17 protein-coding genes are annotated in these 12945 nt (G+C 71.9%); 5 read left to right on the forward strand and 12 right to left on the reverse strand.

The window, feature by feature from the left end:
• Window positions 1-112 precede the first annotated feature (112 nt).
• The gene (locus ACIBEF_RS20315) at window positions 113-910 is read left to right on the forward strand and encodes an alpha/beta fold hydrolase (protein ID WP_396794771.1); all 798 of its coding nucleotides are present in this window, start codon (window positions 113-115) and stop codon (window positions 908-910) included.
• A gap of 7 nt (window positions 911-917) precedes the next feature.
• Here the strand turns inward: ACIBEF_RS20315 and ACIBEF_RS20320 are convergent, their stop codons facing one another.
• From ACIBEF_RS20320 to ACIBEF_RS20335, 4 genes are all read right to left on the reverse strand, one after another.
• Window positions 918-1877 (reverse strand): asparaginase, encoded by a 960-nt coding sequence (locus tag ACIBEF_RS20320; protein WP_396794772.1) that lies wholly within the window; start codon window positions 1875-1877, stop codon window positions 918-920.
• A 94-nt stretch (window positions 1878-1971) separates the two neighbouring features.
• Window positions 1972-2799 (reverse strand): 3-keto-5-aminohexanoate cleavage protein, encoded by an 828-nt coding sequence (locus ACIBEF_RS20325; protein ID WP_357229734.1) that lies wholly within the window; start codon window positions 2797-2799, stop codon window positions 1972-1974.
• A gap of 23 nt (window positions 2800-2822) precedes the next feature.
• Complete coding sequence (locus ACIBEF_RS20330; RefSeq protein WP_396794773.1) at window positions 2823-3935, reverse strand: YgfZ/GcvT domain-containing protein; 1113 nt, start codon at window positions 3933-3935, stop codon at window positions 2823-2825.
• Window positions 3932-4360: a Fur family transcriptional regulator gene (locus ACIBEF_RS20335; RefSeq protein ID WP_124820328.1), complete on the reverse strand. Its 429-nt coding sequence runs from the start codon at window positions 4358-4360 to the stop codon at window positions 3932-3934. The genes ACIBEF_RS20330 and ACIBEF_RS20335 overlap by 4 nt, the downstream gene beginning before the upstream one ends.
• 68 nt (window positions 4361-4428) lie before the next feature.
• Here ACIBEF_RS20335 and ACIBEF_RS20340 point away from each other — a divergent pair, with 68 nt between their 5' ends.
• Window positions 4429-5310 carry an aminotransferase class IV gene (locus tag ACIBEF_RS20340; protein WP_396794774.1) on the forward strand — a complete coding sequence of 294 codons (882 nt, stop codon included), beginning with the start codon at window positions 4429-4431 and terminating at the stop codon, window positions 5308-5310.
• 3 nt (window positions 5311-5313) lie between these two features.
• On the opposite strand, the gene ACIBEF_RS20345 is transcribed toward ACIBEF_RS20340, so the two are convergent.
• Together ACIBEF_RS20345 and mtfM are read right to left on the reverse strand one after the other, a co-directional pair.
• Window positions 5314-5904: an FABP family protein gene (locus ACIBEF_RS20345; RefSeq protein WP_396794791.1), complete on the reverse strand. Its 591-nt coding sequence runs from the start codon at window positions 5902-5904 to the stop codon at window positions 5314-5316.
• Window positions 5905-5906: 2 nt separating this feature from the next.
• Window positions 5907-6011 carry a small membrane protein MtfM gene (mtfM, locus tag ACIBEF_RS20350; protein ID WP_030327764.1) on the reverse strand — a complete coding sequence of 35 codons (105 nt, stop codon included), beginning with the start codon at window positions 6009-6011 and terminating at the stop codon, window positions 5907-5909.
• Between the two features lie 12 nt (window positions 6012-6023).
• Here mtfM and ACIBEF_RS20355 point away from each other — a divergent pair, with 12 nt between their 5' ends.
• The 3 genes from ACIBEF_RS20355 (at window position 6024) to ACIBEF_RS20365 (ending at window position 8909) form a co-directional block, all read left to right on the forward strand.
• The gene (locus ACIBEF_RS20355) at window positions 6024-6398 is read left to right on the forward strand and encodes a DsrE family protein (RefSeq protein ID WP_124820325.1); all 375 of its coding nucleotides are present in this window, start codon (window positions 6024-6026) and stop codon (window positions 6396-6398) included.
• Window positions 6399-6477: 79 nt separating this feature from the next.
• Window positions 6478-6858, forward strand: coding sequence for an SCP2 sterol-binding domain-containing protein (locus ACIBEF_RS20360; protein WP_396794775.1), 381 nt, complete (start codon window positions 6478-6480; stop codon window positions 6856-6858).
• Window positions 6855-8909, forward strand: a complete 2055-nt coding sequence (locus tag ACIBEF_RS20365) for a glycogen debranching N-terminal domain-containing protein (RefSeq protein WP_396794776.1) — start codon at window positions 6855-6857, stop codon at window positions 8907-8909. Before ACIBEF_RS20360 ends, ACIBEF_RS20365 begins: the two co-directional genes overlap by 4 nt.
• A gap of 10 nt (window positions 8910-8919) precedes the next feature.
• Here the strand turns inward: ACIBEF_RS20365 and ACIBEF_RS20370 are convergent, their stop codons facing one another.
• The 6 genes from ACIBEF_RS20370 to ACIBEF_RS20395 form a co-directional block, all read right to left on the reverse strand.
• Window positions 8920-9783 carry a hypothetical protein gene (locus ACIBEF_RS20370; protein ID WP_396794777.1) on the reverse strand — a complete coding sequence of 288 codons (864 nt, stop codon included), beginning with the start codon at window positions 9781-9783 and terminating at the stop codon, window positions 8920-8922.
• 71 nt (window positions 9784-9854) lie between these two features.
• Complete coding sequence (locus ACIBEF_RS20375) at window positions 9855-10313, reverse strand: winged helix-turn-helix domain-containing protein (RefSeq protein ID WP_396794792.1); 459 nt, start codon at window positions 10311-10313, stop codon at window positions 9855-9857.
• A gap of 195 nt (window positions 10314-10508) precedes the next feature.
• Window positions 10509-10829, reverse strand: a complete 321-nt coding sequence (locus tag ACIBEF_RS20380) for a DUF1416 domain-containing protein (protein WP_355005813.1) — start codon at window positions 10827-10829, stop codon at window positions 10509-10511.
• Between the two features lie 2 nt (window positions 10830-10831).
• Entirely contained in the window at window positions 10832-11680 is an 849-nt protein-coding gene (locus ACIBEF_RS20385; protein WP_355005814.1) for a sulfurtransferase, read from the reverse strand.
• Window positions 11681-11886: 206 nt separating this feature from the next.
• Entirely contained in the window at window positions 11887-11964 is a 78-nt protein-coding gene (locus ACIBEF_RS20390) for an Ms5788A family Cys-rich leader peptide (RefSeq protein WP_310503780.1), read from the reverse strand.
• A gap of 105 nt (window positions 11965-12069) precedes the next feature.
• A complete protein-coding gene (locus ACIBEF_RS20395; protein WP_396794778.1) occupies window positions 12070-12858 on the reverse strand; it encodes a DUF2993 domain-containing protein in 789 nt (262 codons plus the stop codon).
• Window positions 12859-12945 lie beyond the last annotated feature (87 nt).

Below are 12945 nucleotides of genomic sequence, written 5' to 3' on the forward strand. Positions count from 1 at the left end.
GCAGCGACGCTAACCGCCCGCGCTAGCTCTTGCAAGCAAAACGCTAACCATAGTTAGCAAGGTCTCAGGACCCCCGTTTGCGCGCCGCTCGGCAGATCCGTACGGTCCGTCCGTGGACAAGATCACAGTCAATGGAGCAAGCATCGCGTACGACGAGGCCGGCACCGGTTCGCCCGTCGTCCTGCTGCACGCCGGAATCGCCGACCGGCGGATGTGGCGGGGGCAGGTGTCCGCGCTCGCCACCCGGCACCGGGTGATCATCCCGGACCTGCGCGGCTACGGAGACTCCGAGCTCCCACCGACCCCGTTCACGCACCACGACGACGTGGCCGGGCTGCTGGACGCGCTCGACCTGCCCCGGGCCGCCCTGGTCGGCTGCTCCTTCGGTGGGGCGGTCGCCATCGACACCGCGCTGGCCCACCCCGACCGGGTGAGCGCGCTCGCGCTGTTCGACACGGCGGTCTCCGGGAACGAGTGGTCCGACGAGGCGAATGACCTCTGGGACGACCTGGTCGGCGAGGTCGACCCGGACGACTTCGTCGCCGGTGCGGCCGGTGAGGTGAGGTTCTGGGTGGTCGGCCCGCGACGCCAGCCGGAGGACGTCGACCCGGAGCTGGTCGCGTTCGCGCAGGAGATGGACCAGCGTGCCCTCGCGGCGGAGCTGGCGCTCGGCGCGGTCGAGGTGGGAGAGCTGTCGCCACCGGCGATCGGTCGTCTCGGTGAGCTGAAGATCCCCGTCCTGGTCACCGCGGGCGCCGCCGACGTGCCGGACATCAGTCGGCTCGCCGACCGGATCGCCGCCGAGGTCCCCGGCGCGGTACGACTGCCCGACGTGCCGGACGCCGCCCACCTGCTGCCGCTGGAGCGCCCGGAGCCGGTCAACGCCGCACTGCTCGACTTCCTGGGCTAGAGCGCGCTCACCAGAGCGGGCGGACCGCCCCGACCGGTACCCCACCACCGAAGAGCGACACCTCGGCGTACTCGGTCAGCACCGGAGCGTCCACGCCGAGCCGGCGCAGCGCGGAGACCAGTACCGGCATCCGGGCCCGGTCGGCGCCGTCGTCGATCTTCAACGCGACGGCGCCGACGCCCGGCAGCGCCACGGCGATCACGCCCTCGGCACCGACCTTGGCCAGCGCACCCGGGACGCCACGCATGAGCCGGGTGTCGTCGGCCTGGGTGCCACCCACGATCTCCGGGTACGCCCGCATCGCGTCGGCCACCGTGCGCGGGACCGAGCCGGGCTCGGCGTCGACCAGCCGGAGGTACGCCCCGGCCAGACCGGCCAGCGACACCGCGAGGACCGGCGCGCCGCAACCGTCGACCCCCACCGCCGCCGCCTGCTCGCCGGTGAACTCCTCGATGGCGGCCCGCAACCGCTGCTGAAGTGGGTGCTCCGGCCGCCAGTAGCCCTCCCGCGACCATCCGGCGGCCTCGCAGGTCAACAGCATCCCGCTGTGCTTGCCGGAGCAGTTCATCTGCACCCGGGTCGGGCCGCCACCGGCCCGGAGCACCGCCTCCCGGGCGGCGGCCCCCACCGGCAGGTCGGGCGGGCAGTGAAGCGCCGACGCGTCCAGCCCGGCGCGCTCCAGCAGCGCACCGACCCGGGCCAGGTGGAACTCCTCGCCGGCGTGGCTCGCCGAGACCAGCGCCACGTCGGCCGGGTCGGTCAGGGCCAGGCCGGCCCGGAGCATCCCGATCGTCTGCATCGGCTTGCTGGCCGAGCGGGGAAAGATCGGCGAGGTCACGTCCCCGGCGGACGCCACCGCGACACCGGCAGCGTCCAGCACCACCACCGAGCCGCGGTGCGCACCCTCCACGAACCCGGACCGGACCACCTCGGCGAGCGGCGCGCCACCCTCGTACGTCTTCGTCACGCGCTGGACGGTACCGACGGTCCGGGGGTGCCCGGCGGCGGGGTGACCAGGAGGTCCACCGCCCGGGTGACAGGGGCGCTGGACAGACCCGGCCTTACAGCCCGAGCAGTTCGCGAGCCTCGGTGGTGGTCAGTGGCGGGCGCTGGGCGAGCTGGGCGAAACCCACCGCGCGGGCCACCAGTTGCATGTTCGACTCCACCGGACGGCCCTTGGCGTACGTCACGGTGTCCTCCATGCCGACCCGCAGGTGCCCGCCGGTCGACAGAGCGGCCAGCATCACCGGGATGGTGCTGCGGCCGACGCCGGTGGCCGAGAAGGTGGTGCCCTCGGGCAGGTCCCGCAGCATCCGGTGGGCCGCGACGAGGGTCTCGGTGGTGCCCGGCATCCCGCCCGGCACGCCCATCACGAAGTCGACGTGCACGTGCCCGCCGGCCGGCAGCCCGTACTTGCCGAGCAACCGCTGCAACGCGGACAGGTGGCCGAGGTCGAAGATCTCGTACTCCGGCACGATCCCGCGTTCCTGCATCCGGGTGTGCAGGTCGACGATGAACTCCCAGCGGTTGAGGAAGACGTCGTCGCCGAAGTTGACAGTGCCCATGGTGCAGGAGGCCATGTCCGGACGGGCGTCGAGCACGGCGAGCCGGGCGGCCTCCGGGTCAGTCACCGCGCCACCGGAGGAGAGCTGCACGATCAGGTCGGTGCTCTCCCGCAGCGCCGCCACGGTGTCGGCCAGCCGCACCGGGTCGAGCGTCGGTCGGGCCTCGTCGTCGCGGATGTGGACGTGGATCACGGCGGCACCGAGCGCCTCGCACTCCTTGGCGGTGAGCAGCAACTCGTCGAGGGTCACCGGCAGCGCCGGCACCTCCGCCTTGGCCGACTCAGCGCCGGTCGGGGCCACCGTGATCAACGTCCCTGTCGTCATGCCGGCGATCCTAGACGGCCCGCTCAGGAGGGGTCGATCGCCGCCGCGGTCTCGCCGATCAGCAACGCGGCGTCGTCCGGGACGTTCCGCTTCACCACCGCGAGCGCGACCTGGCCCAGCTCGTGGTGCAGCACGGCGGTGCCGACGAAGCCGACCGCCCGGCCATCGAGCGTCACCGGCGTACCGGCCACCGGCGGCTGATCGGTGGTCACCCCGTCCAGATGCAGCAGTACGAGGCGACGCGGCGGCCGGCCCATGTTGTGCACCCGAGCCACCGTCTCCTGCCCCCGGTAGCAACCCTTGTCCAGATGCACCGCCGGGGCGATCAGGTCGACCTCGGCCGGGATGGTCCGGTGGTCGGTGTCCACCCCGACCCGGGGCTGCCGGGCGGCCACCCGGATCGCCTCGTACGCCCACAGCCCCGCGAGCGGCACGCCGGCGCCGCGCAACTCCGCCACCACCTGGTCCATCGCCGACCGGGGCACCAGCAGGTCCACCCCGAGCGGACCACGTCGGGCCCAGCCGCCGATCGGCAGCGGTCGTACGTCGTACCGGGCGCTCGCCCGTGGTGGCACGGCACCGTGCGGGAACTTCGGACCCGGCACCGCGACCACGTCCGGTGCGGCGAGCCCGGTCACGCCGAGCGTGCCGAGCGCCTCCATGGCCGCCGGCCCCACCAGCGACAACAGCGCGCGCTCGGCCGTCGCGTCGCGTGGCTCGACCTTGCTGAAGAACCGCATCTTCTCCAGGTAGCTCAGCAGGCCCTCGGTCGCACCGGGCTCGGTGTCGAGCCAGGCGGTCTCGCCGTCCTCGGCGACCATGGCGTGCTGCTCGACGTGGCCGTGCGGGGACAGCACCAGCAACTCGGTGCCCTCGCCCGCGGAGAGCGCGGTCAGGTGCTGCGAGGTGACCGTGTGCAGCCAACTGGCCCGTTCTTCGCCGGGCACCGCGATGACCCCCCGGTGCGACCTGTCGACCAGACCGACAGCGGTGTCGAGGGTGCGCTGCTCGCGCAGCGGGTCGCCGTAGTGCGCGGCCACCCCCCGCACCCCGGCCGCGACGTGCGCCGGATCCGGCTGGTCACGGCTGGCCTCGTCGATGCTCTCGACGGCCACCGCGCCCGCGATGTCGATCATTTCTCGTCCCCGTTCTCGCAGCGTGCGCAGACGCCGAAGAGTGACACGTGCCCGATGTCCACCCGGAACCCGCGCTGCGCGGCCAACTGGTCGGCGAGCGGGCGGAGCAGCTCCGGATCGATCTCGTCGATCGCGCCACACTCCCGGCAGACCAGGTGGACGTGTTGGTGCTCACCGGCGGCGTGATAGGTCGGTGAGCCGTGCGACAGGTGCGTGTGGGTGACCAGACCGAGCCGTTCCAGCAGCTCGAGCGTGCGGTAGATGGTGGTGATGTTGACGCCGGCGGCCACCTCCCGGACTGCGGTGTGCACCTGCTCCGGGGTGGCGTGGCCCAGATCGAGCACCGCCTGGAGAACGAGCTGCCGCTGGGCCGTCAGCCGCAGCCCACGGGCCCGCAGCATTTCCGCGAGGGAGGATTCGGACACGCTCCGATCATAGTTCGGCCAGCAGGCTGTTCCCCGCACCGCGATCGATCACCGCTACGCTCGCGGTCATGGTGACGTCGTCCGTCGGCAATGTCCCGGCTGCTCCGAGCCTGCGGATCGCCGTGCTCGGGCGGGGCCTCATCGCGACGGACGAGCCCGTGCTCCGCGGCGACGACCTGGGCGTTCTGCGCGGCGACGGGCTCTTCGAGTCCATGCACCTGCGCCAGGGTCGGCCATGGTTGCGCGACGAGCACCTGGCCCGGATGACCACGGCCGCGGCGGCTGTCGACCTGGATCTGCCTCCCGCCGACGCGCTCATCGACCTCCTCGACACGGTGCGTGCGGGCTGGCCCGTACCCGTGGAGGGCGCGCTACGGCTGGTCTGCACCCGGGGCTCCGAGGCCGGCGGCCCGCCGACCGTCTACGCCACGCTGACCGAGGTGCCGGCGTCGTCGCGGGCGGCCCGGCGGAACGGGATCACAGTGGCCACCCTGCCGTTGGGGGTGCCCGCCGACGCGCGTACCGGGCTCGACTGGTTGCCGGCCGGGATCAAATCCACGTCGTACGCGGTCAACAGCGCCGCCCGTCGCTGGGCACAGCGGGCCGGCGTGGACGACGTGCTCTGGGTCTCCTCCGACGGGTACGCCCTGGAGGGGCCGATCGCGAACGTGGTGTGGCTCACCGCGGGCACGCTCTGCACCGTGCCGGCCGCGACCACCGGCATCCTGCCCGGCACGACCGCGGCCTGGCTGCTCGCCCACGCTCACGAGCTGGGCCTGGACGCCGCCGAACGGATGGTCACGCCAGCCGAGCTGCACGCCGCCGACGGGGTCTGGTTCAGCTCGTCCGTGCGCGGGCTCGCCGAAATCCGAACGCTGGACGGGGTGCGCCGGGACCCTTGCCCGCGCACCCCCGCCCTGCACTCACTGCTGGGCTTCCCCGTCGGGTAGCGGTCAGCCGCCGACCCGGACGAGTCGGGCGGAGAGGTGCGGACTGAGCCCGTGCCCCATGGCGGCCATCTCCTGGGCGTAGAGCAGCGCACCCTCGACGATGCCGAAGAGCCGGTGCCCGCCGGTGACCTCCTTGGCGGTCGGAGTCCGGACCACCGCGTCGGTGGCGAATTCGATCTGCGTGCCGGTGCGCTTGCCCAGGTGCAGCTCCATGATCCCGGTCGGGGTGGTGATCAGCGCCTCCAGCTCATCGGTCGCCCGACCGTCCACCAGCACGGGTCGCCACCAGCCAACCTCACGCCCGGCCGGCCGGACCGGCTTGCTCTGCTCGTCGAGGATCCACGCACGCGACTCGTAGTGCAGGAACGGTCGGCCGTCGTGGCTGATCCGGATCTCCTGCGCGTAGTCGAAGTCCTCGATGGTGGGGAAGCCGCCCTTGCCCCGGCCCCGCCACAGACCGATGTACGGCAGCAGGGCGTCCAGCGCGGGGTGCAGCTTCGGCCCGACCCGCAGGTCGTGGCTCTCCTCGAACGGGTACTCCTCGACCGGCGGCGCGTTCAGCCACGGCGGCTGCAGCGGGTTCTCGCTCATCAGCGTCACCAGCGTCCTCTCGAAATGCGTACGGCAAGGTAGACCAGGCCACCGGCGAGCCCGCCCAGGCCAGCGACCAGCAGGCTGACAAACCCGATCTCGGTAACCATCCCGGCCATCCTATGCTGGGCCACATGGCCCGCAATCTCGTCGTAAAGGCCACCGCCGGGGCGGACGCCCCGGAGCGGTGCGCGCAGGCATTCACCGTCGCCGCGACGGCGGTAGCGGCCGGGGTGGACGTCTCGCTCTGGCTGACCGGTGAGTCCACCTGGTTCGCGCTGCCCGGTCGCGCCCAGCAGTTCGACCTGCCGCACTCCGCGCCCCTGGCCGAGTTGTTGCACGTCATCCTGACCAGCGGCCGGGTGACCGCCTGCACGCAGTGCGCGGCCCGTCGGGAGATCGGCCCGGACGACGTACTCCCCGGCGTCCGGATCGCCGGTGCGGCGGTCTTCGTCGAGGAGGCGTTGGCCGAGGGCGCGCAGGCGCTCGTCTACTGACCGCACGGCGGCGGCCTGTCGATCCGAGCGGAGTGTCGATACCGACCCGACATCTCGGACGGCTGCCTACGATTCGGATGTGACCGAGGCGGCGGAGAGGTTCTTCGAGACACTGCCGTCGCGCGCAGCCGAGGTTCTGGGCGGCCTGGCCGACGGCACCCTCCAGATCGACCTCGGCGACGACCACCGCACCGAACACTGGCTGGTCCGGATGCGGCCCGGGTCGGTGCAGGTCACCCGGGAGCGTGGGCCGGCCGACGCGATCTGGTACAGCAGCGCCGCCCTCTTCGACCGGCTGATCAGGGGCGAGGCCCAGGGGGTCGCGGCGGTGCTGCGCAACGAGAGCACGTTCAGCGGGAACGTGGTGCTCTTCCTCGCCTTCCGCCGGTTCTTTCCGAACCCGCCCGGCACCCGCGACCCCCGCGAAACGGCCCGCCGAGCAGCCGGGCGACTTCGGTGAAGGACCTCGTCAGCATCCTGGACGGCAACACCTTCCTGGTCAGCGACCGGCGTGGCGACATCGAACCGTCCTACGACTTCCCCACCGGGCTGTTCTCCTTCGACACCCGCTTCCTGTCCACGTGGGTGCTCACCCTGGACGGCGAACGGCTGCACGCCCTCTCCGTCGACGATGCCGAGTCGTACCGCACCCGGTTCTTCCTCGCCCCCGGCGAACCCACGCACTATCTGGACGCCAAGGCGTCGGTGATCCGCAGCCGGGCGATCGTGGGCAGCTTCGAGGAGGAGCTGACCGTGCTGAACCACCTCGGCGCGGAGGTCGAGTGCACCCTCCGGATCGAGATCGGGGCCGATTTCGCCGACCTTTTCGAGATCAAGAACTCTCGGCAGAAGCGGGGACGGACCACGATCACGGTCGCCGAGAACGAATTGCGGCTGTCCTACCGGCGAGAGGCGTTCCACCGGGAGATGGTGGTCAGCACCAGCGCGCCGGCGCAGGTCGACGACACCGGAATGACCTTCCGGATCCGGATAGCCCGCAACGACAGATGGACCACCAGACTGCACGTGTCCAGCGTCGTCTTCGGTGCCCGGGGCGAGGACATCCGGGCCACCCTCCCGTACGGCGGCAGCCGCAGCGCGGACGCGATCCGGGCCGAACAGCAGGAGCTCATCGACCGGGCACCGAAGCTCGGCTGCGACTGCGAGCCGCTGGCCGGGGCGTACCGGCGCAGCCTCAACGACCTGGCCGCGCTGCGCTACGAGTCGATCGCCCTGGGCGTACGGCTGATCGCCGCGGGACTCCCCTGGTTCATGACCCTGTTCGGCCGGGACAGCATCATCACCTCGTTGCAGGTGCTGCCGTTCCTGCCGGAACTGGTTCCGCCGACCATCCTGATGCTGGCCGGACTACAGGGGCAGCGGGTGGACGACTTCCGGGACGAGGAACCCGGCAAGATCCTGCACGAGCTGCGGTACGGGGAGACCGCCGGCTTCGAGGAGCAGCCACACTCGCCGTACTACGGGTCGGCCGACTCGACGCCCCTGTTCATCATCCTGGTCGACGAGTACGAGCGGTGGACCGGTGATACGGCACTCGTCCGCAAGCTGGAACCGCAGATCCGCGCGGCGCTGGAGTGGATCGACACCTACGGTGACCTGCTCGGCACCGGTTACCTCTGGTACCAGACCCGCAACCCGGAAACCGGCCTGCAGAACCAGTGCTGGAAGGACTCCTGGGACGCCATCTCGTACGCCGACGGTCAACTGCCCGGCTTCCCCCGGGCCACCTGCGAGTTGCAGGGCTACGCCTACGACGCGAAGGTCCGGGCCGCCCGGCTGGCTCGGGACTTCTGGAACGACCCGGAGTTCGCCGACGAGTTGGAGCGGCAGGCCGCCGACCTGAAACGGCGGTTCGACCGCGACTTCTGGATCGCCGACCGCGAGCACTACGCGCTCGCGCTGGACGCCGACGGCCGGCAGGTGGACGCGCTGACCTCGAACATCGGGCACCTGCTGTGGAGCGGCATCGTGGACGAGTCCCGCGCCCGCAAGGTGGTCGAGCACCTGCTCGGGCCACGGCTGTTCTCCGGCTGGGGGGTGCGGACGCTCGCCTCGGACGAGGGGCGGTACAACCCGATCGGCTACCACGTGGGCACCGTCTGGCCGTTCGACAACTCGATCATCGCCTGGGGGTTGTGGCGGTACGGCTTCCGGGAGGAGGCCGGGTTGCTCTGCGACACGATGCTGGCCGCGTCCCGGTACTTCGAAGGTCGGCTGCCGGAGGCGTTCGCCGGCTACGCCCGCGACCTCACCGACTATCCGGTGGAGTACCCGACCGCATGCAGCCCGCAGGCCTGGTCGACGGGCACCCCGCTACTGCTGCTGCGGGTGATGCTGGGGTTGGAGCCGCAGGGCGAGCACCTGATCATCGACCCGGCCGTGCCACCGGGCATGGGCCGGGTGGAGCTGCTGGACATCCCCGGCCGGTGGGGCACGGTCGACGCGTTGGGCCGCAGCCGTGGCCCCGAGGACCAGCCGGACGGCCGCTGACCCGCCCGGCTCAGCTCGGGCAGCCGACGGTGGCGGCGAGTCGGGTGGCGTCCGGGCTGATCTCGGCCAGCACCGTGACGGCACCGCTGCGGTACGCGTACACCGGGGGTTGGTCCAGCAGTGGGGCGTTGCCGGCCAGCGGGGCGAGGGCGACCGTCGAGGCCGCCGGGCCGGGGCCGTTGACGAACCAGGCGGTACGGGCGAGCCCGCCGCCCGGGCAGGGCGCGGTGGCCAGCTCCGGCGCGGCGTCGCCCGGCCGGTCGAGGGCCTTCAGCGCGGCGGTCAGCGCGGCGGCCTCCGGGCCGGCAGCGGTGGCCGGAGCCGGCGTGTAGCCGGCGCCGACGGGCCGGCAACCGGTGTCGACGACCAGTCGCACCCGGCCGTCGACCGTCGGGCGGCCCTCGACGGCCACGAATTCTCCTGCGTCGGCGCGCAGCTCGGGGCCGTCCACCCCGGGCCCGACCCCCGCCCGCCAGCTCGCCGGCAGCCGCTCGGCGATGCCGGCCAGCACGGCCCGCTCGTCACCGGTGGCAGCGAGGACCCCGACCTCGCGCCGCAACCTCGCCCCGTCGGCGAACGGGGTGACCCGGCAGCCGGACGCGACCCGCGCCGGGCTCAGTTCCAGCAGTCCGGCCGCACCGGCCGCGCGAGCCAACTCGCCGACCGCCCGGTCGACCACCGGGCCAGCCTGATCGAGGGAACGCTGCTCGCGGACGGTCGGCGGGTCGTTCCGCACCGATATCCAGGTGAGCCCGGCCAGAAGGACTGCCCAGGTCACTGTCACGGCCAGCAGCCAACGCCGCCGCGACCGGGCCGGTGTCGGCGCGGCGGGGCCGGCCGAAGAGGCCCAACCCGTCTGGACAGCACCGCTCACCCGGCCATGGTGTCACGCGCCCGCTGCCGGGCCGGCAGCGGAGGCGGTCGGCCCGACGGAGCGACAGCGGGTCAGTGGTCGTTCAGCCGGGGCGGCGGGTCGAGCCGGTAGCCGACGCCCCGCACGGTGTGCACCTGCGGGCCGCCCGGTAGGCCCCGCAGCCTGCGGCGAAGCCGCCTGACGGCGGATTGCAACGCTGCGGTGTCAGCGCCACCCAGCGCGGAGACGCAGAGCCGTTCGTAGCTCCACACCGCCAGCGGTGGGCCGATGAGCAGGGTGAGCAACTCCCGTTCGGTGGGGGTCAGCGGGAGCACCTCGCCGCGCCAGGTGACCTGATGTCCGGCCCGGTCGACGACCAGCTCACCCCACTTCACCAGGCCCCGAGCCTCGTTGAGTGGCAGGACCGTGGGACTGACCGGCGCCGGACCCGCCGGCGACGACAACAGCTCGCGTAGCTCGGTCAGATCGGAACAGCTGAGCACCGGGGCACGCCCGTCGAGTTGGCTCAGCACCCGCTCCCGCACCGACATGTCCGTGCCCACGCAGAGGACGATGGGGACCGCTTCGTCGGACCCGCCGCTTTCATCCCTGAAATTCACCAGTAGATAGTGACGCATGCCGATGGATTTCGGCACCCGTCCCGGCGTGCCGGCACGCCGGGCACGAACGACCGGGGCCAGCCACCCCCGGGAGGGTGACCGGCCCCGGTCGATCAGAGCAGTGGGTCAGGCGACGGTGACGGCAACCTCGTTGACGCCCCGGCCGGCAGTGACGGCGGTGTCGCCGTTGCCGTGCCGGGACAACGCCCGCAGCGTCCAGGAACCCGGTGCGGCGAAGAACCGGAACTGCCCGGCGGACGAGGTGACCACCTCGGCGGTGAACTCACCGGTCGAATCGAGCAGCCGGACGTACGCGCCGGGCACCGGCTCGGCCTCGGCGGAACGGACGATGCCGGTGATCACGGTTTCCTTCTCCAGGTCCAGGCTGGCCGGCAGCGGCGCGGCCTGGTCAGGCGCGGCGCAACCCGCGGCGGTGGGAAGAGTCATGATCATGCCTCCCCGGGTTCGTCGCCGAGCGCGACCGGCACACCGACCAGCGAGCCGTACTCGGTCCAGGAGCCGTCGTAGTTCTTGACGTTGCGGTGACCCAGCAGCTCCTGGAGCACGAACCAGGTGTGCGACGAGCGCTCACCGATCCGGCAGTAGGCGATGGTCTCCCTGCCGTCGTCGAGCCCCGCGTCGCCGTAGATCCTGCGCAGCTCGTCGTCGGACCGGAAGGTGCCGTCCTCGTTCGCCGCCTTGGACCACGGCACGCTGATCGCGGTGGGGATGTGGCCGGCCCGCTGCGCCTGCTCCTGCGGCAGGTGGGCGGGGGCGAGCAGGCGACCGGCGAACTCGTCGGGGCTGCGCACGTCGACCAGGTTCTTGGTGCCGATCGCCGCGACGACCTCGTCGCGGAACGCCCGGATGGACGTGTCCGGCTCCTGCGCGACGTACTGCGTCGCCGGGCGGGACACCGCGTCGGTGACGAGCGGACGGGCGTCCAGCTCCCACTTCTTACGGCCGCCGTCGAGCAGCTTCACGTCCCGGTGGCCGTAGAGCTTGAAGTACCAGTAGGCGTACGCGGCGAACCAGTTGTTGTTGCCGCCGTACAGGACGACGACGTCGTCGTTGCTGATGCCCCGCTCGGAGAGCAGCGCCTCGAACTGCGACTTGTTGACGAAGTCCCGGCGGACCTGGTCCTGGAGGTCCGTCTTCCAGTCAATCTTGATGGCGCCGGCGATGTGGCCGGTCTCGTAGGCCGAGGTGTCCTCGTCGACCTCGACGAAGACGACGCCCGGGGCGTCGAGGTTCTTCTCGGCCCACTCGGCCGAAACGAGTGCGGTGTCGCGACTCATCGATTCACTCCCTGGTGAGGATGGATGGTGAGCCAACGCGCGGAGATCGATGGATGCAACTGTCGCACCACGCGCGGGACCCAGCGGAAGGACGGGATCACGGGTTCGTGCGACGGCGCCGCTGCCGGGCGTTCGGTGGGATGACCGGAGGGTATGAGAACCCTGTGCCGGTGGCCGCCGTCAGGCGGCCGGAGACAGCCCCGCCGTCAGATGACGGGGCGACACAGGCAGGTGGCCACGCGGCACAGGTCGACCGCGCGCCGTTTGGTGAGGTGGGTCCCCATGGGCAGGGAGCTTACCAGCCAGTGACCGTGCTGCCACTGGGCCGACCACCATCCGGGAATCGCCGGGATCGCCGGGGATTCCGGCGTCCCACCGCGCCTCCGGTGTCAGCCAGCGGAGTTGATCGGGACGTTCTTCGCGTCGACGGTGACCGCCAGCCCGTCCGGCAGCGGACGGACCTCCCGGACCGCGAGCTGGAACGGCAGCTCCGGCAGGGGCACGTCGATGGAGATGCTCTTGGCGTAGTTGTTCAGGAAGGCCCGGGCCAGCGGCAGGTTCGGCAGACCTGCGGCGTCCAGGTCGTTGAACCGCAGGGCGACAGCGCCGTTGTCGGCGACCGTGACGTCGGCGGTGCCGCTGATGGTGAGCTTCTGACCGAGGATGTCGGCCGGGGCCGTGACGGTGAGCTTGCCGTTCTGCTCGCCGAGCGTGAGACCCGGGCGCTTCAGCAGCGCGGCCAGACTCTCGTAGCTGATCGTGCCGGCGCCGTTGACGGTGTCCGCCACGATGTCACCCTGGCCGGTGCGCAGGGTGTCCAGCGAGGCCCGCACGTTGCGGGCGGTCACGTCGAGCGCCGGGAGCCGAACGGCTTCGCCCTCGACCGGGGCCTGCACGTCCCGCAGGTTGATGGTGATCCGCTGGTAACTGCCATCCAGCACCTGGGTGAGGAACGGGGTCCCGCCCACCTCCACCTCAGGGGCGGCGGACTGCGCGCCCTGCTTGGTGATCTCCTGACGGACACGGTCGGCGATCATCCGCTCGGCGACCCCGACCGCGACCCGGTCGGCGACCACCAGCACCCCCGCCAGCAGCAGGAGGAGCACGAACAGCCCGATGAGCAGCTTGCGGCCACGCCGTCGGGGTCGCGCCTGGTCCACCGGATAGTCCTGCGCCACGCCGCCTCCTGTCTCCGCCCGTCGCGCCGCGACGGGGTCGTTCATACCGACGCCGCAGGGCGGCGCACCCGTAGGTACCCGACCGGC

This window comes from Micromonospora sp. NPDC050795 (genome assembly GCF_044456785.1).
Classification (GTDB): Bacteria; Actinomycetota; Actinomycetes; order Mycobacteriales; family Micromonosporaceae; genus Micromonospora.

Excerpts from the sequence above, each read along its gene's own strand:
- ACIBEF_RS20325 (WP_357229734.1), bottom strand. The coding sequence starts at position 2,799 with ATGACGACAGGGACGTTGATCACGGTGGCCCCGACCGGCGCTGAGTCG.
- ACIBEF_RS20330 (WP_396794773.1), bottom strand. The coding sequence starts at position 3,935 with ATGATCGACATCGCGGGCGCGGTGGCCGTCGAGAGCATCGACGAGGCC.
- ACIBEF_RS20340 (WP_396794774.1), top strand. The coding sequence starts at position 4,429 with ATGGTGACGTCGTCCGTCGGCAATGTCCCGGCTGCTCCGAGCCTGCGG.
- mtfM (WP_030327764.1), bottom strand. The coding sequence starts at position 6,011 with ATGGTTACCGAGATCGGGTTTGTCAGCCTGCTGGTCGCTGGCCTGGGC.
- ACIBEF_RS20355 (WP_124820325.1), top strand. The coding sequence starts at position 6,024 with ATGCTGGGCCACATGGCCCGCAATCTCGTCGTAAAGGCCACCGCCGGG.
- ACIBEF_RS20375 (WP_396794792.1), bottom strand. The coding sequence starts at position 10,313 with ATGTCGGTGCGGGAGCGGGTGCTGAGCCAACTCGACGGGCGTGCCCCG.
- ACIBEF_RS20380 (WP_355005813.1), bottom strand. The coding sequence starts at position 10,829 with ATGACTCTTCCCACCGCCGCGGGTTGCGCCGCGCCTGACCAGGCCGCG.
- ACIBEF_RS20385 (WP_355005814.1), bottom strand. The coding sequence starts at position 11,680 with ATGAGTCGCGACACCGCACTCGTTTCGGCCGAGTGGGCCGAGAAGAAC.
- ACIBEF_RS20390 (WP_310503780.1), bottom strand. The coding sequence starts at position 11,964 with ATGGGGACCCACCTCACCAAACGGCGCGCGGTCGACCTGTGCCGCGTG.